Consider the following 19,984-nt stretch of genomic DNA (forward strand, 5'->3'; position numbering starts at 1 on the left):
TGCCACCATTGATGCGTGTGGCTTATTTGTACAGATTGTCAGGACGCCACTATAGGCGAGCCGAACGGCGCACAAACTATCGAAATGTCACTGTGCATCAGCAAATTTTCCCGCCCCTGTAACGGTCGCAGTTGTCATACAATGCTGGCGCGCGGCTCTTTGCCGCGCCTGACGACAGACCCCCTTACGCACCAGGACATCATGCAAAAAATGACCACCTCCTATGTTGCCTCCGCCCTGGCCATCAGCCTGGCATTGGCATTCCCGGCCCACGCCGACAGCGTCAAAAACGCCGCCGTGAAGGAAGCTCCGCTGCGCGCCCACCTGGCCTTCCTTGCCAGCGATGTGCTGGAAGGCCGCGGCACCGGCCAGCGCGGCGCCGACCTGACCGTTGCCTATCTGGAAACGCAGGCGCTGGCGCTGGGCCTGAAGCCGGGCAATGGCGACAGCTATCGCCAGTCGGTGCAGATCGCCGGCGTCAAGACGCAGCCGGCCGAGAGCACGCTGAAGCTGGAAGCGGGCGGCCAGGCGCTGCCGATCAGCTTTGGCAAGGACTGGGTATTCGCGCCGGGCGATGCGACCGCGTCGCACAGCTTCAATGCGGACCTGGTGTTTGTCGGCTATGGCATCACCGCGCCGGATGAGCAGTGGAACGATTACAAGGGCGTGGACTTGAAGGGCAAGATCCTGGTCATGATGGTCAACGACCCGCAGCCGACCGCCGAGCAGCCCAACCGTTTCAACGGCAAGGGCCTGACTTACTACGGCCGCTGGACCTACAAGTTTGAAGAAGCCCAGCGCCAGGGCGCCGCCGGCGTGCTGCTGATCCACACCACGCCGACCGCGTCGTATGGCTGGAGCGTGATCCAGAACAGCTGGTCGGGCGTGGAACGCTTCCAGCTGGCGGCCGGTACGCTGGGCACGCAGCTGCAAGGCTGGATGACCGACGACACCGCCCGCGCGCTGTTCAAGGCGGCAGGCCAGGATATCGATGCGCTGCGCACCGCGGCGGAACGCAAGGATTTCAAGCCGGTCCCGTTGGCCGCCAAGCTGAACGGCGAAATGAAAGCGGCCGTGCGCAAGGTCGAGCAATTCAATGTGTCGGCCGTGGTGCCGGGCACCGATCCCAAGCTGAAGGATGAAGTGGTGATCTACAGCGCGCATTGGGATCACCTCGGCAAGCAGGGCGACACTGGGGATACGATTTTCAACGGCGCGGTCGACAACGCTTCCGGCTCGGCGGCCCTGCTGGCGATGGCGCAGGAGGCGGTGCGCGCACCGGCCAAGCGCAGCCAGATGTTCCTGTGGGTGGCGGCTGAAGAGCAGGGCTTGCTGGGCAGCGCGGCCTATGCGTCGTCGCCGTTGTGGCCGCTGGCGAAGACCGCCGCCAACCTGAACCTGGACAGCCTGAACTTCGTCGGCGCCACGCGCGACATCGGCACGCAAGGCAGCGAGCGTACCGAGCTGGGCAAGCTGGCGGAGACGGCGGCCAAGGCGATGGGCATGCACATCGCCGAAGCGGAACCTGATCTGGCGGGCGGCTACTTCCGCAGCGACCATTTCAACTTCGCCAAGAACGGCGTGCCGGCGTTCTCGATCGAATCGGGCCGCGAGTACATCAAGGATCCGGCCGGCTCGAAAGCCAAGGCCGCCGCGTACGACAAGCGTTACCATCAGGTGAGCGATGAGTACGATGCGAGCTGGGACTTGTCGGGCATGGTGCAGACGGCGCAATACACGCTGAACCTGGGCCGCCTGATCGCCAACGGCGCCAAGCTGCCGGAATGGAAAGCCGGCGACGCCTTCGCCAAGCCGCGCAACGCCAAGTAAGCCGTGGCGATCACGTAGTAAAAGCAGCCTGTGGGCTGCTTTTTTTTTGATGCGACGGTGAATTTTTTATTACGAAATGGTAAGTTCTTATTGCTGATTTTTCATGCCATGATGCTATTCTTTATTTCTTGGGATGCCGTGTTCATGAAGCGATTTTTATTGATGCTGTGCCTGGCCTTGGCGGGGTGCGGCGGGCCGCAGGTGGTGGTGGTGCAGGGCGAGGGCGCGCAGCAGGCGATTGAGAAAAAATCGCTGGCGATTGTTTTCAGCGGCAAGACCAGCACCGGCTGGACCAAGCATCAACGCGGCACCGGCTTGCAGCAGCCGATGATCACCGACGAGGAAAAACTCGCCACATCGGCCCGCTGCAAGGAATTCGGCAACGGCATCGTCAAGAATCTGCCGCTGATGTCGCGCACCCCGCTGGCGCCTTACCTGGCCAGCTCCGACAAGGATTTCCGCAACGCGCTGACGGTGGAAATCAACCGCATCATGGCCGACACCGACGGCTCGGCCGATATCGTCGTGACCGTTTCCTACGGCGCGCGCGGCAACGCCAAGCAGGGCTGGTCGCGCATCATCCACATCCAGGCCAGCCCCTTCAGCTCGGCCGAATCGGTCAGCCGCGAACTGGCCGATTCCATGCTGGCGCAACTGAAGGCCAGCGCCCTGATTCAGTGATGGGCTCAGCGCCTGTCTGGAATGCGCCGGTCAGGAGCGACTGAGGTTTTCTTGCCGGCGGCGAGAAACTGCCAGGCCCGCCAGGGCGGCGCAGAAAAGAAAGACGGTGCCGGGCTCGGATACCGAAGCCACATCGTGCAAACTTTCAACATCGCCCACGCCGGTAAAGGGCGTTCCGTTGCTAAAGCCGGTGGCAGGATCGAAATCGAAGGGCGTTGTACTGAACTTCATTCCGGGCAGGCCGGCGACGCTGCCATTCACGATGTCAAACGTGTCGCCAAGGTTGAAGCTGGGCGGCGCCTTCAGGTAGGTGTTGATATCGACCATGCTGTAGAGGAGGTCGCCGTCACCGATCACGCCGTCTCCATTGGTATCGGCGTAGAGGTCGGGTATGCTCAGGAAAACGCCGTTGCCAAGCTCGACTTGCAAGCGCCCGAACAGACCTTCCAGAGAATAAGTGCCGCTCACGCTATCGAACTGAATTGCCTCCAGGCTGAGGTCCGCCATTTCGCCGCCCTCTGTGATCGGGCCGGCAGCAAGGGGGCCGTCCTTTTTCTTCGGTAAAGGAATGGTTCTGTTTTTGACGTCGCAGGTGAACGGGAAGGCCGGGATGTCCACGTCGACGCCAAAGCCACCACCGGCCAGCGCCACCCCTTTGGCGAAAACGGGAAATTTGGGCGGCTGCGGCACCAGGACTTTGCCGTCCGGCCCCGTGATGCGAACCTGGAAATTGGCAGGGTTAATAGAACGTTCCCTGACAAAGCCGGCCTTGGACCCGCAAGGAATATCCCCGCCCGAGCCAGCCAGTGCCGGTGTTGTTACGATCGATCCCGCCAACAAGGCAGCCGTCAGCAAGCACAAAGTATTTGCGGTGTTCATGGATTTCTCCTCCTGGTGATTCCACGGAATGTGGCAGTCCCAAATCACTTGGGACCTCGCATACTTCGTGCCACTGCAGAATTCGCAGGAGGACCAGCAAACAGCGCAAACTCTCTGTAAAAATTCCCGACCGGCGTCAGTGATGGAAGGCCATCGTGATCGAGGTGCCGGTCAGGTCGATGCCCTTGATCGAGATGCTGCCGAAGCTGGCGCCCTCGGTGCCCTTGACGCGGATGTTGTTGAAGTTGAGCTCGCCGATCGACGAGGGCAGGTTCAGGGTCAATGAGCCGTCCTTGTTGATGGTGGCGGTGGCCTTGCTCGGATCGTAGACCACGTTCTTCATGCTGGTGTCGGCTTCCAGGAAACCCAGCACCGGATTGAGCAGCTTGGCCATGTCGCCCACCACTTCCAAGCCGTTGTTCTTGGTCTGCTTGACGATTTGCAGCAGCTCGTCGCTGAGGCCTTGCGCCGAGGTGTCGCCCAGTTCCTCTTCGCTCAGGGCTTGCAGGCCCGGACGTTCCTTGATCTGCAAGCCGCGCTGGTCCTTGCTGAGCACCACCGGCGTGCCCACCGCCAGCGACGGCAGGGCCTGCGCGGCATAGGTTTCCATCGGCGCCAGCAGGGAGGTGGCGATGGCCGCCGCCATCCGCAGGCGGCGCTGTTTGCGCAGCGCTTCTTCGATGTGCTGATGCGTGATCAGGTTCAGCTCGGCGAAGATGTCACCCAGCCGCTGGCCGGTCGTGCGTTGCAGCTCGATCGCGTTGGCCAGTTGTTCTTCGGTAATCAGCTTCTGTTTAACCAGCAGCTGACCCAGCATCGACTTGCTTTGATTATTCGATAACCATCCCATCGCCCCGTCTCCTTTTTGTTGTTATGCCGATTTGCGCGGCGTGGTGGCGTTCATCGACTCGGGCTCGGGGCCCGGCTGATGCGCCATGTGCACGATGTCCGACGGCGCCATGCCGAACCAGCGCTTGCAGGCCCGGTAGAACGCGCTCGGTTCCGAAAAGCCCAGCTGGAAGCTGAGCATCTTCAGCGACAGTTCGCCGCAGCTGAGCGATTGCCGCGCCAGCTCGCGCCGGGTGTCGTCGACCAGGTTGGTGAAGCTGGTGCCTTCCTCGGCCAGCCGGCGCTGCAGGGTGCGCTCGCTCATCATCAGCTGGTTGGCGACGTCGTCGCGGTGCGGCGGGCCTTTCGGCAGCAGGCTGGCCAGCAGCCCCTGCACCTTGGCGCTGAAGGTCGGCGGCTCGGCGCGCGCCAGCGTGGCCAGCACGCGTTCGCCGCTGCCGGGCACCAGCGGAGGATTGGCCGGCAGCGCCATCACCAGGTCGGTGTCGGAAAACTCCATGACGTTGTGCGGCATCGAGAACTTGACCGGGCAGCCGAAGGTCTCTTCATACACGTGGGCGTTGGCCGGCTTCGGGAAGGTGTATTCGACCACCACCGGCGCGATGTCGTCGCGGCCGGCGGCGCAGCGCAGCGAACGCAGCAGCACGCACCAGACGAAGTCGTAGCGTTGCTGCGGCACGTCGCGGCGCGCGCCGGGCAGCAGCAGGCCGACGCGGGTGTGGCCGTGGCAGCGCTCGATCGAACTCTGCACCGTCGGCGACACCAGCATGATGTGGCCCATCACGCCCAGCCAGCCGAGCCGGTGCGGCGAGGAGATCTTCAGGCCGATCAGCGGATCGCCGGATTTTTCCACCACCAGTTCCCACAGGTGGCTCAGTTTGTCGGACAGCGTGAGGGCGTCGCAGGCGAGGCCGTCCCCTTCGTCCAGACCGGCTTCAGCGAACAGCGCTTCCGCTTCCACGCCGGAATGGGTCAGGCGCGATTTGACGCCGCGCACCAGATGCAGGGCGGAGGAGTAAGTCATGGCGTGACCGCGGTGCGCAGACGCAGGCCGATTTTTTCCTTCAGGCCTTGCAGTTTCGGGTCGATGACGGCGCGGGTGTCGGCGGCCACGCCTTCGCCCAGGGTCTTCTGCATTTCCGGCAGCATCGCTTCGAATTTTTTCTTGACCGGCGATTCGAGGATGGCGATCAGCTGCTTCAGTTCTTCCTCGGTGTAGCGCTCGGCCAGCAGCGGGGCGATGGTGGTCGGGATCAGCTTGTCGGCGCTGCCCTTGGTGATCGGCGTGGCCTCGGCCATGAACTGCTTGGCTTCGCCGACGATGTCGTTCATGGCGGCGTCGCGCTTCTCCGGCACGGCGCGCCCTTGCAGCATGGCGCGCGCCTGTTGCACCGCGTCCGCCACCGGCGCCTGCAGCATCTGCTGGCCGATGTTGTCCGGGTTCCACAGCTTCAGCACCTTGTCGACCAGCGCCTGCTTGGCCGGCGGCACCGGCGCGGCGGCGTACGCGCCGGCGCAGGCCGAGGCCAGCGCCAGCAGCAGCAAGCCGCGCTTGCAATGGGTAGTGATGGGTGTCGTCATAATGTGCTCCTTAAAAAATCAGAAACGCTTGTTGATTTCAAAACCAAAATAGCGCACGTGGATGTCGCCCTTGACGTTCTGTCCGGCATACGGGTTGTAGATGATGTTGAGGAAGTTGCTGCAGTTCAGATTGCAGTCGGTGTTGGCCGGCACTTCGTACTTGCCGCTCAAGTAGGAGCCGGTGACGCTGACTTCCATGTTCTTGCTGATCTTGTAGCTCAGGCCGGCGCTCAGCAGCTTGGTGTTGGGCAGCGGCGCCAGCAAGTCGATCTTGTCGTTCGGGATAGAGGTCTTGCGCGGCTCGAAGCCGAAGCGCAGCGCCAGCTTCTCGATCGGGAACAGTTGCATGCCGTAGGCCAGGTTGACCACGCTCTTGTAGCCGCGCGGGATGACCAGCTTGGTCGAATCCGGAATGCCGTACAGCCGCGCCACCTCCAGCAGCTTGACGCTCTGGTCGAACTGGAAGCGCAGCGCGTCCCATTCGCTCCAGCGGGCGTAGCTGGCGTCGACGTTGAGCTGGACGTAGCGGACGGGCTTGAGCTTGATCCCCACCTGCAGGTGCGAAGGGAAGGGGATGATGGCGCTCATATTGCCCTTCTGCGTGGCCGGGATCGAGGTCGGGAAGCCCAGCACGGCGCCGGCGATCGGGCCCAGCAGCGAGGCGTTCATGCCGCGCACGAAGTTGCGCAGCATCGGCTCGGTGTCGAACTGGTAGCTGCCGGTGTAATGGGTCTTGGAGCCGCCCTGGTAGACCGCGCCCAGCGCCAGCCACGGCCGCGGTTCCCACAGCACGCCGAGGTTGATGGTCGGGTCGAACGGGGCCGTCAGTTCCAACCGCATATTGGCGGCCTTCTTGAACGGGCTGACCATGCCGTCCTTGCCGCCGCCGCACACGCCGAAGCCGAGCACATCGATGATGTTGCCGCCGTCTTCCGGGCACCAGCCCTTTTGCAGCTGGCCGAACACGCCCAGCAGCTCGTTGGGGAAGCGCATATTGGTGTCGACCACGAAGGCGGCGTGGGCGATCGGGATGGCGACGCCGAAGCGCAGCGTGTCCGAATACTTGTAGCCGACCGAGGGCGACAGGTAGACCAGGCGCTGGATCTGTTCCTGCCGGCCCTGGTACTGGCCGGGGTCGTTGGGATCGGTGGTGCGGTCCAGGCTCATCGCCTGCGACATATAGCTGTCGGTGGCGAAGGTCCACGGCGAGCCGGCCTTGTTCCAGTACATGCCGATGCCGGGCACGGCCACCGCCGGCAGGCGCCAGCCGGGCATGCCGTAGCCGGGCACATACATCACCTGGCGCACCGGGCCGGTGCGGGTGTTGGAGATCGGGTCGTCCTTCCAGCCGCCGATGTCGAAGTTCGGCCCCGGCGTGAAGCTGGCCGCGGTGCGGATCGAGGCCACGAAGTTGTGGATGCTCTCGCCGTCGCCGGTCAGCCGCGCCAGGCCGGCGGGGTTGAAGTGGATCGAGGCGACGCCGGGCGGATCGGCGGTCACGGCATTGCCGAGCGACATGGCGACCACGCTGGTGGTCAGGTTCTCGGTCAGCGCAGCCTGCGCCGACAGCGGACACAGCGCCGCGCACAGCGCCGCGGCCGCGGCGGCGGTGGCGCGGCGGCGCGCGTGGACTGGACTGGACGGGCTCATGGATCGTTACGCCGTCAGAAGTTCAGCGGGATGTTCATGCTCACCGTCATGTTCGGCGAGTCCGGCGTCAGGCCGATGCCGACCGACATATTGACCGTGGTCTTGGGCGAGATGCGGTAGCCCAGGCCCATGTTGAGGATGCTGGAGGTCTGCATGTGGGTCTTGGCTTCCAGGCCATCGGCAAAGCGCAGCTTGGAGCCGGCCGAGATCGCTTCCTGGAAGGAGATCGTGGTGGAAATGCCGTACGACAGCGCGTATGCGAAGCCCATGCCGAAGCCGAGCGTGCCGCCCGGCGCCACGCGGGTCAGGATGCGGGTGCCGTTGACTTGCCACAGGTGCTTGGCCGGCAGGCTGGCGGTGTAGTTCAGCGAGCCGAACAGCGCGACCGGGTCGACGATCTTGTTGACGCTGAGGCCGGCCGTGAGGGCGCCGACGCCGCTGCCGGTGGCCTCGCCGCTGCCGGCGATGATCTTGAACGGGCTGCGGCCGGTCGGCAGGCGCACATTGCTGGTCACGGTCAGGTTGGGGGTGTCGCGGCGCGCTTCGAACGGCTGCCAGCGCGCGCCCACCAGCAGGTCGCCCAGCGAGTTGGAGACGCCGTTGGACAGGTTGTTGTCCGAGTAGCGCGAGATCAGCGGCAGGGTGACGTTGCCGGTGACGTTGTCGAGCAGGCCGTAGTCGGCCGAGAAGGTGTTGGTGACGCTGTGCGAGCTGGTGTTCTCGATGTTGAACAGGGTGGTGCTGCCGTTGGCCAGGTCGGTGACGATGCGTTCCTCGCCGACGTAGGCGTAGGTCAGGTCGTAGGTGACGGACAGCTGGTTGCGGCGGATCATCGAGTACTGCTTGTCGACGGCGGTCAGGGTCTGCTTCAGCAGCGCGCTCTGGTCGCCTTCGCCTTCCTTCTTGGCCAGGGCGTCGCGGGCGGCGTCGGCGCTGGCCGGGGCGGCGGCCGGGGTAGCGGCCGGGGTAGTGGCCGCTGGAGGTGTCTGTTGCGCCACAGCGGGCAGCGCCAGCAGGGTGGCGGCAATGGCTGCGGCGATAGGCAGGGTACGGAAAATCATCTTGGTCATCCTTGAAGAGTAGTGGCGCTGCTGAGGTTTAATTGCGATGCATCCAGGTGCCGGCGGCGCCTGAGTTGACGGCGCGCAGCAACTGCTGGGCCGAGTTGGACAGGCCGTCCTGCCGGCCCTTGCCTGTGACGCGGTCCATGTCGGTCACGCCCAGTTCCTGATCGGTCAGCGCCAGGTGCGCCACCGGTGGTTGATCCTTGGCCGGCGAGATGATGAACAGGGTGTTCTTGTCCCACCAGCGCGCGAACTCCTCGACCGAGAACACGATGTTGCCGGCCGACGGGTCGGCGATGAAGACCACGCCGTCGCGGATGCCGCGCAGCACCACGAAGTGCTTGGAGCCGGCGTAGTCGATCGGCACGATGGCCGGTTCGTTGAGCGTCATCAAGTCCTTGATCTCGGCCTTGAAGCCGGCGCCGGACATGCCCAGCGAGCCGACGTAGCGTTTCATGTCCAGCAGCGAAAAGCCGCGCCGTTCGATGATTTTTTCCTTCTCGCCCTTGTCCAGCATGCCTTCCATGGCCTGCTGCTCGTTGACCATCACGCCCAGGTGGTAGTTGAGGATGGTGACCAGCGCGGCCGAGCCGCAGCTGAAGTCGAAGGCCTGGCGCACGATGTGCTTGTATTTGAGCTCGGAGAACGGCTCCATCGTCACTGATTGCACGTAGGCGCCGCCGCCCAGCCGGGCTTGCGGCATCTCGAACTGGTCCTTGGGGCGGTCTTGCGGTTCGTGGCGCGACATCACACCGGCGCCGCCGATGACGGCGGCAATGACGGTCAGCAGGATCATCAGCATGGCGTCAGCCCTCGCGCGCGGCACGCGCTATGCGCGAGAGCGTGCCCATACGCGCGCGATAAAAATGCCATCGGCACTGGCGGGAAAAACTGCGGGCGTAGGCTGCGCCCAGAGGCGTCGGGCGCCCCGCTGTTGGGTTCATCTTGTCTCCAGTATTTATATTAGAACGGTCGTGCTTTATTAAGGCGACAACACGTCTTTCTTTTCTAGTAATTAATTAACGCATGGTTTGGCAAAACCGAGCATCTGTTTTTTTAGAGGTGTGACTCTAGTCGGTCCGGGACGAAGTTATGCTACTTGGCGGGGCGTTTGTCGCAACTATTTGACAACACACGTGCAACAACGACCACACTCCGCGTCCTCACTCTGCATGGCTCTCAGGGCCAAGTCGTTGGCTTTGCAAGTCAGCGCGACACGCTGGACCGGCGTCGGGAGCGACTCATATGATGGACTCAATTAATAGTCAAATATTAAGATTTTCACGGCACCAGACAGTGCGCCGCAGCTCCTACCCGGAGCTTAGGACCAGCCTGCGGGACGTGAGCCCGGCCAAAAATTTCAAACACAACTCGGAGATAAAAAATGCAAATCGTTAAAAGCGCAATCGCAGCAGCCCTGGCAACCCTGGCTTTCTCGGCATCGGCCATGACCCCGATCCAGGACGCAGAACTGAGCACCGTCAGCGGCCAGGACGGCGTGTCGATCGCTGCCAATCTGAACATCAAGATTGACTCCTTCGTCTACACCGACACCGACGCACTCGACGCCAACGGCATGGGTGGCGGTTCGATCAGCTTCAACGGCATCAAAGTTAACGGCCTGATCGCCGCTAACATCGACATCCTGTCGAAAAACTCCTTCCTGGCCGCTGCTGGCGCCGCCGGCGTGACCAACCCAGGCACCTTCTACAACCCAGCTACCGGCGGCGACGTCGTACAGATCGCTATCCCAGCGAGCGTGGTTGCTGACGGCCACTACCTGAACGTGTCGGTTGACGCGATCAAAATGGGCAACAGCGCAGCTTCGTTCGGTTCGGTCGCAATGAACCAGATCGACATGCGCGGCACCACCGTCTGGATCTTCGCGCACTAATCCAGACTTGTCCGCGCTGGCTCGCAGGGTCTGTAGCTTGGCCTGAAAAGTCAGCGCGGCATGCTAGACGCTTGCAACAGCGTAGCCCTAAGATGGTTACGTAGCATTGAAAAAAACACAAATACCCAGACCAAAACCTCACGGAGACAAACACATGCAATTCATCAAAACCGCAGCAGCAGCAGCCCTGGCAACCCTGGCCTTCTCGGCATCGGCCATGACCCCGATTCAAGACGCAGAGCTGAGCACCGTCAGCGGCCAAGACGGCGTGTCGATCGCTGCCAACCTGAACATCAAGATCGCATCGTTCACCTACACCGATACCGACGCGCTGGACGCGAACGGCATGGGTGGCGGTTCGATCAGCTTCAACGGCATCAAAGTTAACGGCCTGATCGCCGCTAACATCGACATCCTGTCGAAAAACTCCTTCCTGGCCGCTGCTGGCGCCGCCGGCGTGACCAACCCAGGCACCTTCTACAACCCAGCCACCGGCGGCGACGTCGTACAGATCGCTATCCCAGCGAGCGTGGTTGCTGACGGCCACTACCTGAACGTGTCGGTTGACGCGATCAAGATGGGCAACAGCGCAGCATCGTTCGGTTCGGTTGCAATGAACCAGATCGACATGCGCGGCACCACCGTCTGGATCTTCGCTCACTAATCAGTCGAGCAACGGCAGCCGCGCCCGCGGCTGCCGTTCCCACATCATGAGCCCCCTCTATTTCCTGCGTTCGCTGTGGCTGTGCGCGGCTTTGGCCTGCTGCACGCTGACGGCTTCGGCGCAAATGCAGCCGCTGAGCGAAGAAGAGCTGTCCAACACGCGCGGACAAGGTTTGGTCGCGCTGACCAACACCAGCCTGGGCGGCTTCGACTTCAGCAAGGTCGCGCTGGACGCCGACATCACGCTGAGCGCCAACCTGCGCAATATGCGCCTGGGCGAATACACTTACGCCGCGCGCAACGGCACCGGCGCCGACCTCGATATCGGCCTGCTGCAGTTCGGCCGCAGCGATGGCACCGAGGCGCAGCGCCTGGTCCACATCAGCAATCCCTATTTCGAATTCGTCTACAAGAACGCGGCCGACGGCGCCTCGCGCGAGGCGGTCGGCATGCGCTTCGGCTTTGAAGGCATCAGCGGCGATATCGGCCTGAAGATCAACAGCCTGTCGGGCTCGATGAAGGTGAGCGGCCTGGCGGCCGACGGCAGCGCCGTGCAGCTCGATACACACACCGATACGCTGGGCGGCAAGCGCTGGGACGGCGGTTGCACCGCGCCTTGTTTGTCGCTGGCGCAGCTGGGTGGCGTGACGGCCGGCGATGCCGCCGGACCGAGCCGCGATTTCTGGATCTCCGTGTTGAAGACCGGCGTGCAATTCCCTAGCGCGGCCGGAGTGCCGGCTTCCGATCCGGCACAGGCAGGCATCTGGCTGAACTGGCGCGACAAGCTGCAAGCGCTCAACACCACCGGCCTGGTGCCGCCGAATCTGCCGAAGGGTCGGTGATGATGGCCGCGCGCGCTTCCTTGCTGGCCGCACTGGTCGCCGTGTGCGCGCCGGCGCCGGCGATGGAGGCACTGACCGATGCGGCGCTGTCGTCGGTGCGCGGACGCGACGGCGTCAGCTTCGACCTGAACGGCTTCGCCATGAGCGGCGATGCGCGCGTGACCTACACTACGCCTATCGGTTCCAGCCTGTACGTGGAAAAATTCAGCGCGTCGCGCAGCGATAATCCGTTGCCGTTTTCCGATCCCTACAAGCTCGACATTGTGGCCGGCGCGCCCGGCCTGGCCGATGTGGTCAATATCGCTTTTCCCTTGAACATCAATGCCGACCAGCGCTGGCAGGCCGCCTATGATTGGGGCGTGACGGCGGACGGCGTCACGCGCGAGCAGGGCAGCGTGGTGATCAAGGACCTGGTGTTCTCCGGCGGCGGTTTGCAATTCTCCACGCCGCAAGTCAACGATGGCGTGGCCTTCGGCGCCGCGCTGCGCATGGATATCGGCCAGCTGTCGTTCCAGCCGCGCGGCCGCACCGACGCCACCGAGGCGATGGTGCTGAGCGGCGTGCATATCGGCGGCGTCGACGGCAACGGCGTGTTCAACAATACGCCGTGGATGCTGGCCAATGTGGCGTCGCAGCCGGCGGTGATCAATGCGCTGACCGACGAGACCGGGCCGCGCCTGCACATCGGCATCGACTGGCCTGACTCGCGCTACGGCAGCGGCGTGGCGCCGGCCGGCGGCATCGTGGTCGACAATATTTCCTTCGTCAGTCCGGGGCAGGCGCCGGTGGACCTGGGATCGTCGCGCATAGGCTCGATCCAGATCCAGTACCTCGACATAAAGTTCAAGCACTGATGGCGCGCGCCCTGTTCCTATCGCTGATGTTGGCGGCCGGCGTGGCGCAGGGTGGGCCGTTGCAGGCGCTCGACGACAAGGAGTTGTCGCAGGTCAGCGGGCAGGACGGCATCAGCTTCGCGGCGCATATCTCGCTTAACGATCCGACGCTGGTGGGGGCGGTCAGTGACAGCCGTTTGTCGCTGGGCTTCAATGGCGACGGGCAGAACCGCTACATCGTGTTCAAGAATGTGCGCGGCATGGTGGACATGTTCGCCGTCAGCCTGGGCGTGCAGACGCGCCCTGACGGCGGCGGCGACTACATCGCCATCGGCTTGCCCGGCTATGTACGCTACACCAACTTCGGCTTCGAATCGCTGAGCGTGCAGACCGATCCGAACGCGCCGGTCACCGGCAACCTAGGCAGCCTCAACATCAACGGCACCGTTTCGCTGCAAGGCCAGGTCCGGCTCTGGTCGCACTAAACCCGGGGTCAAGTCTGACATTCGGACACGGCCTCTGCCGTAGCGGCTGCTACGGCAGAGGCCGTGTCCGAATGTCAGACTTGACCCCGATTTATTCGGTGGCGAAGATGCACAGGGCGGTCAGGGGGAAGGCGAGGCCGGCCCACAGGACGCCGGTCCAGCCGTGCGCGGCAAACATCCAGCCACCCAGCGATGAACCCAGCGCGCCTCCCATGAAGAACAAGGCCATGTAGAGACCGTTCAGGCGGCTGCGGATTTCCGCCGGCATCGCGAAGATGGCCCGTTGTCCCGTCACCAGGTTGGCCGAGACGCCCATGTCCAGCACGATCGAGGTCAGCACCAGCACGCCCAGGTCGACCACGCGGCTGGAGTGGATCAGCAGCGGCAGGGCGAAGGCCAGCGCGCCCAGCGTCAGCGCGACGGCGGTGGTGGAGCGGCTCTTGCCGTGGTCGGCGCGGCGGCCGGCGATCGGCGAGGCGATCGCGCCCGCTACCCCCACCAGCGCGAAGATGGCGACGCCGGTCTGGCTCAGCTCGAAGCGCGGGCCGGTCAATTCCAATGAGACGCAGGTCCAGAACAGGCTGAAGGCGCCGAACATGCACGCCTGGTAGGCGGCGCGGCGGCGCAGGATGGGCGTGGTCTTGAGCAGATGCCACATCGAACCCAGCAACGCGAAATAATGCAGGCCCGAATCGGGCTGGCGCTGCGGCAGCCGCGCGCGCAGCAGGAAGGCCAGCGCCGTGGTGCCGATGGCGGAGATGACGAAGATGGCGTGCCAGCTCAACGCGTCGGCCACCAGGCTGGCGACGGGACGCGCCAGCATGATGCCCATCAGCAGGCCGCTCATCACTTTGCCGACGGTCTGGCCGCGCTTTTCCGGCCGCGCCATGTGGGCGGCGAACGGCACCACGATCTGCGCCGCCACCGAACCCAAGCCGATGCTGAAGGCCGCCAGCAGGAACAAGGGCGCGCTGCGCGTGAACGAGGCCGCCAGCAGGGCGGCCGCCGTGACCAGCAGGGCGATGAAGATCAGGCGGCGGTTTTCCAGCAGGTCGCCCAGCGGCACGATGAACAGCAGGCCGAGGCAGTAGCCGATCTGCGTCAGCGTGACGATCAGGCCGGCGGCGCCGGGGTCTAGCCCGGTGGCGCGGCTGATCGGGCCGATCAGCGTTTGCGCGTAGTACAGGTTGGCAACGATGAGTCCGGTCGCGGTGGCGAACAGCCAGACCATGCCTGGGGAAATGTCTTGCTGGGCGTGGGACTGGCTCACGGGTGCTCCTTCAATTTGCAGGTCGCAATTTTACCGGCGATCACAAAATGCTGCTGAGCACGGGTCGTTTTCGCTACAGGCCGGCTTGCGCGCGCAGCAGGTCTTGCCGCACCTCGGCCGTGATTTCGTAGGAGCGCAGGCGCTGCGCGTGGTCGAAGATTTGCGAGGTGATCATCAGCTCGTCGGCGCCGGTGCGGGCGATGAATTCCTGCAACTGGCGACGCACTGTGTCCGGCGCGCCGATGGCCGAGCAGGACAGCACGGAGTCGAGCAGCGCCCGTTCCTGCGGCCCCAGCGCTTGCAGATAGCCGGCCTGCGGCGGCGGCAGGCGCGCGGGGCGGCCGCTGCGCAGGTTGACGAAGGCTTGCTGCATCGACGTGGCGCGGTAATGCGCCTCTTCGTCGCTGTCGGCGGCGAACACGTTAAAGCCGAGCATGACGTGTGGCTTGGCCAGTTGCGCCGATGGCTGGAAGTTGCTGCGGTAGAGAGCTATCGCCTGCATCATCATCTGCGGCGCGAAATGCGAGGCGAAGGCAAACGGCAGGCCCATGTGCGCGGCCAGCTGCGCGCCGAAAGTGCTGGAACCCAAAATCCACAGCGGCACCTTGGCGCCTTGGCCGGGCACGGCCAGCACGCGCTGGCGCGGCGTGTCGGACATGTAATCCTGTAATTCGAGCACGTCCTGCGGGAAGGCGTCGGCGTCGCTGTCCAGGTTGCGGCGCAGGGCGCGCGCGGTGGTCTGGTCGGAGCCGGGCGCGCGGCCCAGGCCGAGGTCGATACGGCCGGGGAACAGCGCCTCCAGCGTGCCGAACTGCTCGGCGATCACCAGCGGCGCGTGGTTGGGCAGCATGATGCCGCCGGCGCCGACACGGATGGTCGAGGTGCCGCCGGCCACATGGGCCATGACCACGGCGGTGGCGGCGCTGGCGATGCCGGGCATGCCGTGGTGCTCGGCCAGCCAGTAGCGCTGGTAGCCCCAGCGCTCACCGTGCTGCGCCAGGTCCAGCGTGTTGCGGAACGATGCGGAGGGCGTGCTGCCTTCGGCGATCGGGGAAAGGTCGAGGATGGAAAATGGAATCATGAGGTCTATATCCGGGCGCTTGCGCATTAATCAATGAAGCCCATGGATTGAGTGTGGGTATTAGGCGTAATAAATCAATAATATCTAATCATTTAAACAGTATTTTTATTAAACACCTGACATTTAGTGTGTTTATTCCGCTGAAGTTTAGCCGGAAGTTTTAAAAAAATACTTCGCCGCGCATTTTCCTGATTTACCATAGGAAACAGTAAAGCGCATCGCATTACTACTCCCTTATTAAATTTTCATTCTTTCGATGGCATGCCTGCTATCGCGGGGAAAACTCATGCCAAAGAAAATTGCCATTCTATTTACGATATTGCTGGCTTGCTGCCAGGCCTTGTTTGCCGCCGGGCTGAGCGAGCCTGGTTCGGTCGTGCACCGAGGCCAGCTGTATCGGGTTACGCATGATGGCAAGACCAGCTATTTGTTCGGCACCATCCATGTCGGCAAGGATGGTTTCTATCCGCTGGACCCGGTGGCGTCGCGCGCGCTGCTCGATTCCAAGGCGCTGGTGATCGAGCTCGACATCCGCCAGGATGCGCCGTTCCAGCTGGCGCTGGCGCGCCATGGCCGCTATCCGGACGGCGACACGGTGCAGCGCCATCTGTCGCCGGCCGCGCTGCGCCTGACGGTGCAGGCGCTGGCGCGGGCCGGCATGTCGCTGCAATCGGTGCAGCAGTACAAGCCCTGGCTGATCGCCAACCTGCTGATCGGCGCCGAGATGGAGGTGCACGGCTTCCAGCGCAGCCAGGCGGTCGAATACGCGCTGCTGGCGGCCGCCAAGAGCCAGGACAAGGCGGTGCGCGAGCTGGAAAGCGCCGATTATCAGCTGAGCCTGTTCGATACGCTGGATGAACGCCAGCAAGAGCAGTATCTGCTGGAGAACCTGGCCGACCTGGCCGACGGCGCATCGCTGAAGAAATCCACCGCGTTGATCGACGCCTGGAACGCCGCCGACGCGCCCGCTATCCGCGCGGCGTGGCAGTCCGCCACCAGCGGCGACACGATCTCCGCCGGCTTCATGAACCGGGTACTGCTGGGCAAGCGCAACCCGGAAATGGCCAACAATATCGAGCGCATCATGCAGCAGGAGCCGACCGCCTTTGTTGGCGTCGGCCTGCTGCACCTGGTGGGCGACGACGGCTTGCCGCAGCTGCTCAGGAAGCGCGGCTACCAGGTCGAACAGCTGTACTAGTAGCTGGTGAGCGTGCCGTTGTTGTAGCGCACGCGGTCGCCGATCTTGTAGCTGGGCATGGAGTCGACCACCACCATCTGGTTGCTGCCGTCGTCCATGCGCACGGTGACGCGGTAGACCTTGTCGGTCGGCATGCCAACGCTGCCGCCGGCCGCCGCCGCGCCTGCCATGCCCACGCCCGCATCCTGGCGCTGCATCTGGTCGATGGCCTGCACCACGCCATAGGAAGTCTGGGCGCTGGGGCTGCTGCTGGCCATGCCGCTGCTGCTCATGGTGCCGGTGGTGCTGCTCTGGTTGGCGCTGCTGCTCTGGGTAGTGGTGCTGGTGGTGGCGGGACTGCTGCCGTCGGACGGGTAGCTGCCGGTGCTGCTGCTCGCGCCGGGTTCGCTGCTGCGGTCCGAAGCGCAAGCTGCCAGCGTCAGGATAAATAGCGCGACGATAGAATTTCTTGGCATATTCATTTCATTCTCCCCTCGGTCGAATCATCAAAAAGGCCAGCCTTTTGATTCAGAGGTCGTTTGCTCGGTTTTGTTCCTCCACATTCTGTCGCGGTTGATATACATCAATTGAACGGTGCTACTCACACGCAATAATTGTCGGGTATCACTTTAAAGGATATCGATATGTTGACACGCGTGACAGACACTATTATCGAAGATTTAATTAATTCAACTTGTGGAAACGGGCCGGACCCTCGCAGCCGGCATTTATTAACGCACTCATTGCACGAATTGGTACGCGTGGCCAAGGCGGAGCAATTGCAGCAGATGCGTTTGGACGTGGAGCTGGCGATGGGCGCGCCTGGAGAACGCGCCGCAAGTATCAGTTTGACGGCTGGATGCGATAGCGGGTCCACAGGACCCACATGAAGAGCGCCGTCAGCACGGCGGCGTTGCAGTCGACCAGCCAGTCGGACACGGCACCATGACGGTAGGGGAAGAAACTTTGTACGAATTCGTCGAGTGCGCCCATCAGGGCGATGGTCAGTACGGCCTTGCCGGCGCGTAGCCGCAAGCTGCCGGTGCCGCCGGTGAAAATCAGGAAGGTCAGGCCGGCGTAGGCGATGGAATGCAGTATCAATCCCGAGGCCACCTGGCCGATGTCCTGGCGGGCGCCGGGCAGCGAGCCGAGTATCAGGATCAGCAGGTACAGGACGATGGCGGTCCAGTAGCGTAGTCGGGCGTGGGAATTGGTCAGGAGGAGTAGCTTGATCATGACCCGGACAATACCATGCAGCGCAAAAAAGGGGGAGTGGTGCACCGGAACCCCGGTGCACCTTTCTTCCGTCATGCCTATCGGTTGCATGTACTGAAGATGTGACCAGTATAGGGGGCGAATATGACGCCGTAGTGACAATGGGCAAAAAAAAGCCCGCTGGTTAAAGCGGGCTTAAAACTATTTTCTTGGAGGAGAATAGTGGAGACAGGTGTAATTATGGGGGCGCCAAAGATATGTGTCTAATTGTTGTTTCAGATACCAGACATCAATAATGCGTATAACTCTTTATTTCACCGGCACCGTGTAGTTCAGGGCCAGCCGGCCGCCGTCCACGTACAGCGTCTGGCCGGTCATGTAGCTGGCGTCGTCGCTGGCGAGGAAGGCGGCAATCGAGGCCACTTCCTCCGGTTCGCCGCAGCGGCCCATCGGCGTGCGCGACAGGATGGTGTGGCGCGCTTCCGGGCTGGCCATCACGGCCTGCTTGGCCAGCTCGGTCAGGATGGTGCCGGGGCCGATGCCGTTGACGCGGATGCCGTGCGTGACCAGGTTCAGCGACATGACCTTGGTCAGCTGGTTGATCGCGCCCTTGGACACCACATACGGCACCTGGTTCGGGATCGCCAGTTCGGCGTTCACGCTGGACATGTTGATGATGCAGCCGCTCTGCTGCTTGGCCATCTCGCGCGCGACCGCCTGGCCGCACAGGAACATCGATTTGAGGTTGATGCGCAGCACGCGGTCGAAATCGTCCTCGGTCAGGTCAAGGAAATCGGCGGCGTGGGTGACGCCGGCGTTGTTGATCAGGATGTCGATGCGGCCGAATTCGGCGAGGGTGGCGGCCACCAGGGCGTCGACATCGCATTTCTGGCTGACGTCGGCGGCGAAGAAGCGGGCCTGCTCGCCCAGCGTGGCGGCGGCGGAGGCGCCTTCCGGCTTGATGTCGACCAGCATGACCTTGGCGCCTTCGGCCACCAGGCGCTGCGCGCAAGCCAAGCCTATGCCTTGGGTGGCGCCGGTCACAATCGCGACTTTATTCGTGAGTTTCATAGGAATTCGCTTTCTAAGGAATGAGGGCCAAATTTTAACAGGCTGCTGCGAGGGCGTTACAATAGAGGGTTTGCAACAAATTCGAAGGGTGCGTCGTGACTTTCATCAACAAATTATCTGCCGCCTGGGCGGCCAACGACTCCCTGCTGTGCGTGGGCCTGGATCCGGACATGGCCAAGCTGCCGGCCCAGTTCCAGAACGACCCGCAAGGCATCTACCACTTTTGCCGCGAGATCATCGACGCGACCGCCGACCTGGCGTGCTCGTTCAAGCCGCAGATCGCCTACTTCGCGGCGCTGAGCGCGGAAGACCAGCTGGAGAAAATCTGCCACTATGTGCGCGACAATTATCCGCACATCCCGGTGATCCTGGACGCCAAGCGCGGCGACATCGGCGCCACCGCGCGCCAGTACGCGCGCGAAGCGTTCGACCGCTACGGCGCCGACGCGGTGACCGTCAATCCCTACATGGGTTCGGATTCGGTGGAGCCGTACATGGAGTGGAGCGACCGCGGCGTCATCATCCTGTGCCGCACTTCCAACGCCGGCGGTTCGGACCTGCAGTTCCTGAACGTCGACGGCAAGCCGCTGTATCAGCACGTGGCGCGCCTGGTGGCCGACAAGTGGAACGCCAACGGCCAATGCGCGCTGGTGGTGGGCGCCACCTTCCCGGAAGAACTGGCGCAGGTACGGGCGATCGTCGGCGACATGCCGCTGCTGGTGCCGGGCATTGGCGCGCAGGGCGGCGATATCGAAGCCACCGTCAAGTCGGGCCGGACCTACAACGGCACCGGCATGATGATCAACTCGTCGCGCGCGATTTTGTACGCGGCGCCGCAGGGCGCTGAAGACTTCGCGGCCGCCGCGCGCCGCGTGGCGCAGGAAACGCGCGACGCCATCAACCAGCATCGCGCTTAAGC

The 19,984-nt window shown here is 63.3% G+C and carries 21 protein-coding genes; 9 read left to right on the forward strand and 12 right to left on the reverse strand.

Annotated features, from left to right (window positions below; translation table 11 throughout):
* The first annotated feature begins 201 nt into the window (after window positions 1–201).
* Together D0T21_RS22245 and D0T21_RS22250 are read left to right on the forward strand one after the other, a co-directional pair.
* On the forward strand, window positions 202–1,830 hold the full coding sequence (locus D0T21_RS22245; protein WP_116993606.1) for a M28 family peptidase: 1,629 nt from the start codon (window positions 202–204) through the stop codon (window positions 1,828–1,830).
* A 144-nt stretch (window positions 1,831–1,974) separates the two neighbouring features.
* Window positions 1,975–2,511 (forward strand): hypothetical protein, encoded by a 537-nt coding sequence (locus D0T21_RS22250; protein ID WP_147328157.1) that lies wholly within the window; start codon window positions 1,975–1,977, stop codon window positions 2,509–2,511.
* Window positions 2,512–2,541: 30 nt separating this feature from the next.
* On the opposite strand, the gene D0T21_RS22255 is transcribed toward D0T21_RS22250, so the two are convergent.
* The 7 genes from D0T21_RS22255 to D0T21_RS22285 all read right to left on the reverse strand — a co-directional run bounded on the left by D0T21_RS22255 (window position 2,542) and on the right by D0T21_RS22285 (window position 9,336).
* Window positions 2,542–3,390, reverse strand: coding sequence for a PEP-CTERM sorting domain-containing protein (locus D0T21_RS22255; RefSeq protein WP_116993560.1), 849 nt, complete (start codon window positions 3,388–3,390; stop codon window positions 2,542–2,544).
* A 136-nt stretch (window positions 3,391–3,526) separates the two neighbouring features.
* Window positions 3,527–4,240 (reverse strand): hypothetical protein, encoded by a 714-nt coding sequence (locus tag D0T21_RS22260; protein ID WP_116993559.1) that lies wholly within the window; start codon window positions 4,238–4,240, stop codon window positions 3,527–3,529.
* A 21-nt stretch (window positions 4,241–4,261) separates the two neighbouring features.
* Window positions 4,262–5,263, reverse strand: a complete 1,002-nt coding sequence (locus D0T21_RS22265) for an AraC family transcriptional regulator (protein ID WP_116993558.1) — start codon at window positions 5,261–5,263, stop codon at window positions 4,262–4,264.
* Complete coding sequence (locus D0T21_RS22270) at window positions 5,260–5,820, reverse strand: DUF2059 domain-containing protein (RefSeq protein ID WP_116993557.1); 561 nt, start codon at window positions 5,818–5,820, stop codon at window positions 5,260–5,262. The genes D0T21_RS22265 and D0T21_RS22270 overlap by 4 nt, the downstream gene beginning before the upstream one ends.
* Before the next feature lie 18 nt (window positions 5,821–5,838).
* On the reverse strand, window positions 5,839–7,470 hold the full coding sequence (locus D0T21_RS22275) for an OmpP1/FadL family transporter (RefSeq protein ID WP_116993556.1): 1,632 nt from the start codon (window positions 7,468–7,470) through the stop codon (window positions 5,839–5,841).
* 14 nt (window positions 7,471–7,484) lie between these two features.
* Window positions 7,485–8,531 carry a transporter gene (locus tag D0T21_RS22280; protein ID WP_116993605.1) on the reverse strand — a complete coding sequence of 349 codons (1,047 nt, stop codon included), beginning with the start codon at window positions 8,529–8,531 and terminating at the stop codon, window positions 7,485–7,487.
* Between the two features lie 37 nt (window positions 8,532–8,568).
* A complete protein-coding gene (locus tag D0T21_RS22285) occupies window positions 8,569–9,336 on the reverse strand; it encodes a C39 family peptidase (protein ID WP_116993555.1) in 768 nt (255 codons plus the stop codon).
* A 582-nt stretch (window positions 9,337–9,918) separates the two neighbouring features.
* On the opposite strand from D0T21_RS22285, the gene D0T21_RS22290 reads away from it, so the two are divergent.
* The 5 genes from D0T21_RS22290 (at window position 9,919) to D0T21_RS22310 (ending at window position 13,251) form a co-directional block, all read left to right on the forward strand.
* Window positions 9,919–10,428 (forward strand): DUF6160 family protein, encoded by a 510-nt coding sequence (locus tag D0T21_RS22290; protein ID WP_116993554.1) that lies wholly within the window; start codon window positions 9,919–9,921, stop codon window positions 10,426–10,428.
* Window positions 10,429–10,582: 154 nt separating this feature from the next.
* The gene (locus D0T21_RS22295) at window positions 10,583–11,092 is read left to right on the forward strand and encodes a DUF6160 family protein (RefSeq protein WP_116993553.1); all 510 of its coding nucleotides are present in this window, start codon (window positions 10,583–10,585) and stop codon (window positions 11,090–11,092) included.
* Between the two features lie 46 nt (window positions 11,093–11,138).
* On the forward strand, window positions 11,139–11,933 hold the full coding sequence (locus D0T21_RS22300) for a hypothetical protein (protein WP_116993552.1): 795 nt from the start codon (window positions 11,139–11,141) through the stop codon (window positions 11,931–11,933).
* Window positions 11,933–12,787 carry a DUF6160 family protein gene (locus D0T21_RS22305; protein WP_116993551.1) on the forward strand — a complete coding sequence of 285 codons (855 nt, stop codon included), beginning with the start codon at window positions 11,933–11,935 and terminating at the stop codon, window positions 12,785–12,787. The genes D0T21_RS22300 and D0T21_RS22305 overlap by 1 nt, the downstream gene beginning before the upstream one ends.
* On the forward strand, window positions 12,787–13,251 hold the full coding sequence (locus D0T21_RS22310; protein ID WP_116993550.1) for a hypothetical protein: 465 nt from the start codon (window positions 12,787–12,789) through the stop codon (window positions 13,249–13,251). Before D0T21_RS22305 ends, D0T21_RS22310 begins: the two co-directional genes overlap by 1 nt.
* Window positions 13,252–13,342: 91 nt before the next feature.
* On the opposite strand, the gene D0T21_RS22315 is transcribed toward D0T21_RS22310, so the two are convergent.
* Window positions 13,343–14,482, reverse strand: coding sequence for an MFS transporter (locus D0T21_RS22315; RefSeq protein WP_116993549.1), 1,140 nt, complete (start codon window positions 14,480–14,482; stop codon window positions 13,343–13,345).
* Between the two features lie 112 nt (window positions 14,483–14,594).
* Window positions 14,595–15,602 carry an LLM class flavin-dependent oxidoreductase gene (locus tag D0T21_RS22320; RefSeq protein ID WP_116993548.1) on the reverse strand — a complete coding sequence of 336 codons (1,008 nt, stop codon included), beginning with the start codon at window positions 15,600–15,602 and terminating at the stop codon, window positions 14,595–14,597.
* Between the two features lie 286 nt (window positions 15,603–15,888).
* On the opposite strand from D0T21_RS22320, the gene D0T21_RS22325 reads away from it, so the two are divergent.
* The gene (locus tag D0T21_RS22325; RefSeq protein ID WP_116993547.1) at window positions 15,889–16,800 is read left to right on the forward strand and encodes a TraB/GumN family protein; all 912 of its coding nucleotides are present in this window, start codon (window positions 15,889–15,891) and stop codon (window positions 16,798–16,800) included.
* Here D0T21_RS22325 and D0T21_RS22330 read toward each other — a convergent pair.
* From D0T21_RS22330 to D0T21_RS22340, 3 genes are all read right to left on the reverse strand, one after another.
* Entirely contained in the window at window positions 16,797–17,255 is a 459-nt protein-coding gene (locus D0T21_RS22330) for a hypothetical protein (protein ID WP_229211598.1), read from the reverse strand. The two genes, D0T21_RS22325 and D0T21_RS22330, sit on opposite strands and share 4 nt — an antisense overlap.
* A 367-nt stretch (window positions 17,256–17,622) precedes the next feature.
* Window positions 17,623–18,015: a VanZ family protein gene (locus D0T21_RS22335; protein WP_116993545.1), complete on the reverse strand. Its 393-nt coding sequence runs from the start codon at window positions 18,013–18,015 to the stop codon at window positions 17,623–17,625.
* Between the two features lie 288 nt (window positions 18,016–18,303).
* A complete protein-coding gene (locus D0T21_RS22340) occupies window positions 18,304–19,065 on the reverse strand; it encodes an SDR family NAD(P)-dependent oxidoreductase (RefSeq protein WP_116993544.1) in 762 nt (253 codons plus the stop codon).
* Window positions 19,066–19,160: 95 nt separating this feature from the next.
* Here D0T21_RS22340 and pyrF point away from each other — a divergent pair, with 95 nt between their 5' ends.
* Complete coding sequence (pyrF, locus tag D0T21_RS22345) at window positions 19,161–19,982, forward strand: orotidine-5'-phosphate decarboxylase (protein WP_116993543.1); 822 nt, start codon at window positions 19,161–19,163, stop codon at window positions 19,980–19,982.
* Window positions 19,983–19,984 lie beyond the last annotated feature (2 nt).

The organism is Duganella sp. BJB476 (genome assembly GCF_003416895.1).
Lineage (GTDB): Bacteria > Pseudomonadota > Gammaproteobacteria > Burkholderiales > Burkholderiaceae_D > Rugamonas.

Bases quoted from the DNA above. Each gene is read 5' to 3' on its own strand.
- D0T21_RS22255 (WP_116993560.1), bottom strand. From the start codon at position 3,390: ATGAACACCGCAAATACTTTGTGCTTGCTGACGGCTGCCTTGTTGGCG.
- D0T21_RS22320 (WP_116993548.1), bottom strand. From the start codon at position 15,602: ATGATTCCATTTTCCATCCTCGACCTTTCCCCGATCGCCGAAGGCAGC.
- D0T21_RS22265 (WP_116993558.1), bottom strand. From the start codon at position 5,263: ATGACTTACTCCTCCGCCCTGCATCTGGTGCGCGGCGTCAAATCGCGC.
- D0T21_RS22290 (WP_116993554.1), top strand. From the start codon at position 9,919: ATGCAAATCGTTAAAAGCGCAATCGCAGCAGCCCTGGCAACCCTGGCT.
- D0T21_RS22245 (WP_116993606.1), top strand. From the start codon at position 202: ATGCAAAAAATGACCACCTCCTATGTTGCCTCCGCCCTGGCCATCAGC.
- D0T21_RS22325 (WP_116993547.1), top strand. From the start codon at position 15,889: ATGCCAAAGAAAATTGCCATTCTATTTACGATATTGCTGGCTTGCTGC.
- D0T21_RS22340 (WP_116993544.1), bottom strand. From the start codon at position 19,065: ATGAAACTCACGAATAAAGTCGCGATTGTGACCGGCGCCACCCAAGGC.
- D0T21_RS22305 (WP_116993551.1), top strand. From the start codon at position 11,933: ATGATGGCCGCGCGCGCTTCCTTGCTGGCCGCACTGGTCGCCGTGTGC.
- D0T21_RS22335 (WP_116993545.1), bottom strand. From the start codon at position 18,015: ATGATCAAGCTACTCCTCCTGACCAATTCCCACGCCCGACTACGCTAC.
- D0T21_RS22250 (WP_147328157.1), top strand. From the start codon at position 1,975: ATGAAGCGATTTTTATTGATGCTGTGCCTGGCCTTGGCGGGGTGCGGC.
- D0T21_RS22275 (WP_116993556.1), bottom strand. From the start codon at position 7,470: ATGAGCCCGTCCAGTCCAGTCCACGCGCGCCGCCGCGCCACCGCCGCC.
- D0T21_RS22285 (WP_116993555.1), bottom strand. From the start codon at position 9,336: ATGCTGATGATCCTGCTGACCGTCATTGCCGCCGTCATCGGCGGCGCC.
- D0T21_RS22310 (WP_116993550.1), top strand. From the start codon at position 12,787: ATGGCGCGCGCCCTGTTCCTATCGCTGATGTTGGCGGCCGGCGTGGCG.
- D0T21_RS22330 (WP_229211598.1), bottom strand. From the start codon at position 17,255: ATGCCAAGAAATTCTATCGTCGCGCTATTTATCCTGACGCTGGCAGCT.
- D0T21_RS22260 (WP_116993559.1), bottom strand. From the start codon at position 4,240: ATGGGATGGTTATCGAATAATCAAAGCAAGTCGATGCTGGGTCAGCTG.
- D0T21_RS22315 (WP_116993549.1), bottom strand. From the start codon at position 14,482: ATGGTCTGGCTGTTCGCCACCGCGACCGGACTCATCGTTGCCAACCTG.
- D0T21_RS22270 (WP_116993557.1), bottom strand. From the start codon at position 5,820: ATGACGACACCCATCACTACCCATTGCAAGCGCGGCTTGCTGCTGCTG.
- D0T21_RS22280 (WP_116993605.1), bottom strand. From the start codon at position 8,531: ATGATTTTCCGTACCCTGCCTATCGCCGCAGCCATTGCCGCCACCCTG.
- D0T21_RS22300 (WP_116993552.1), top strand. From the start codon at position 11,139: ATGAGCCCCCTCTATTTCCTGCGTTCGCTGTGGCTGTGCGCGGCTTTG.
- D0T21_RS22295 (WP_116993553.1), top strand. From the start codon at position 10,583: ATGCAATTCATCAAAACCGCAGCAGCAGCAGCCCTGGCAACCCTGGCC.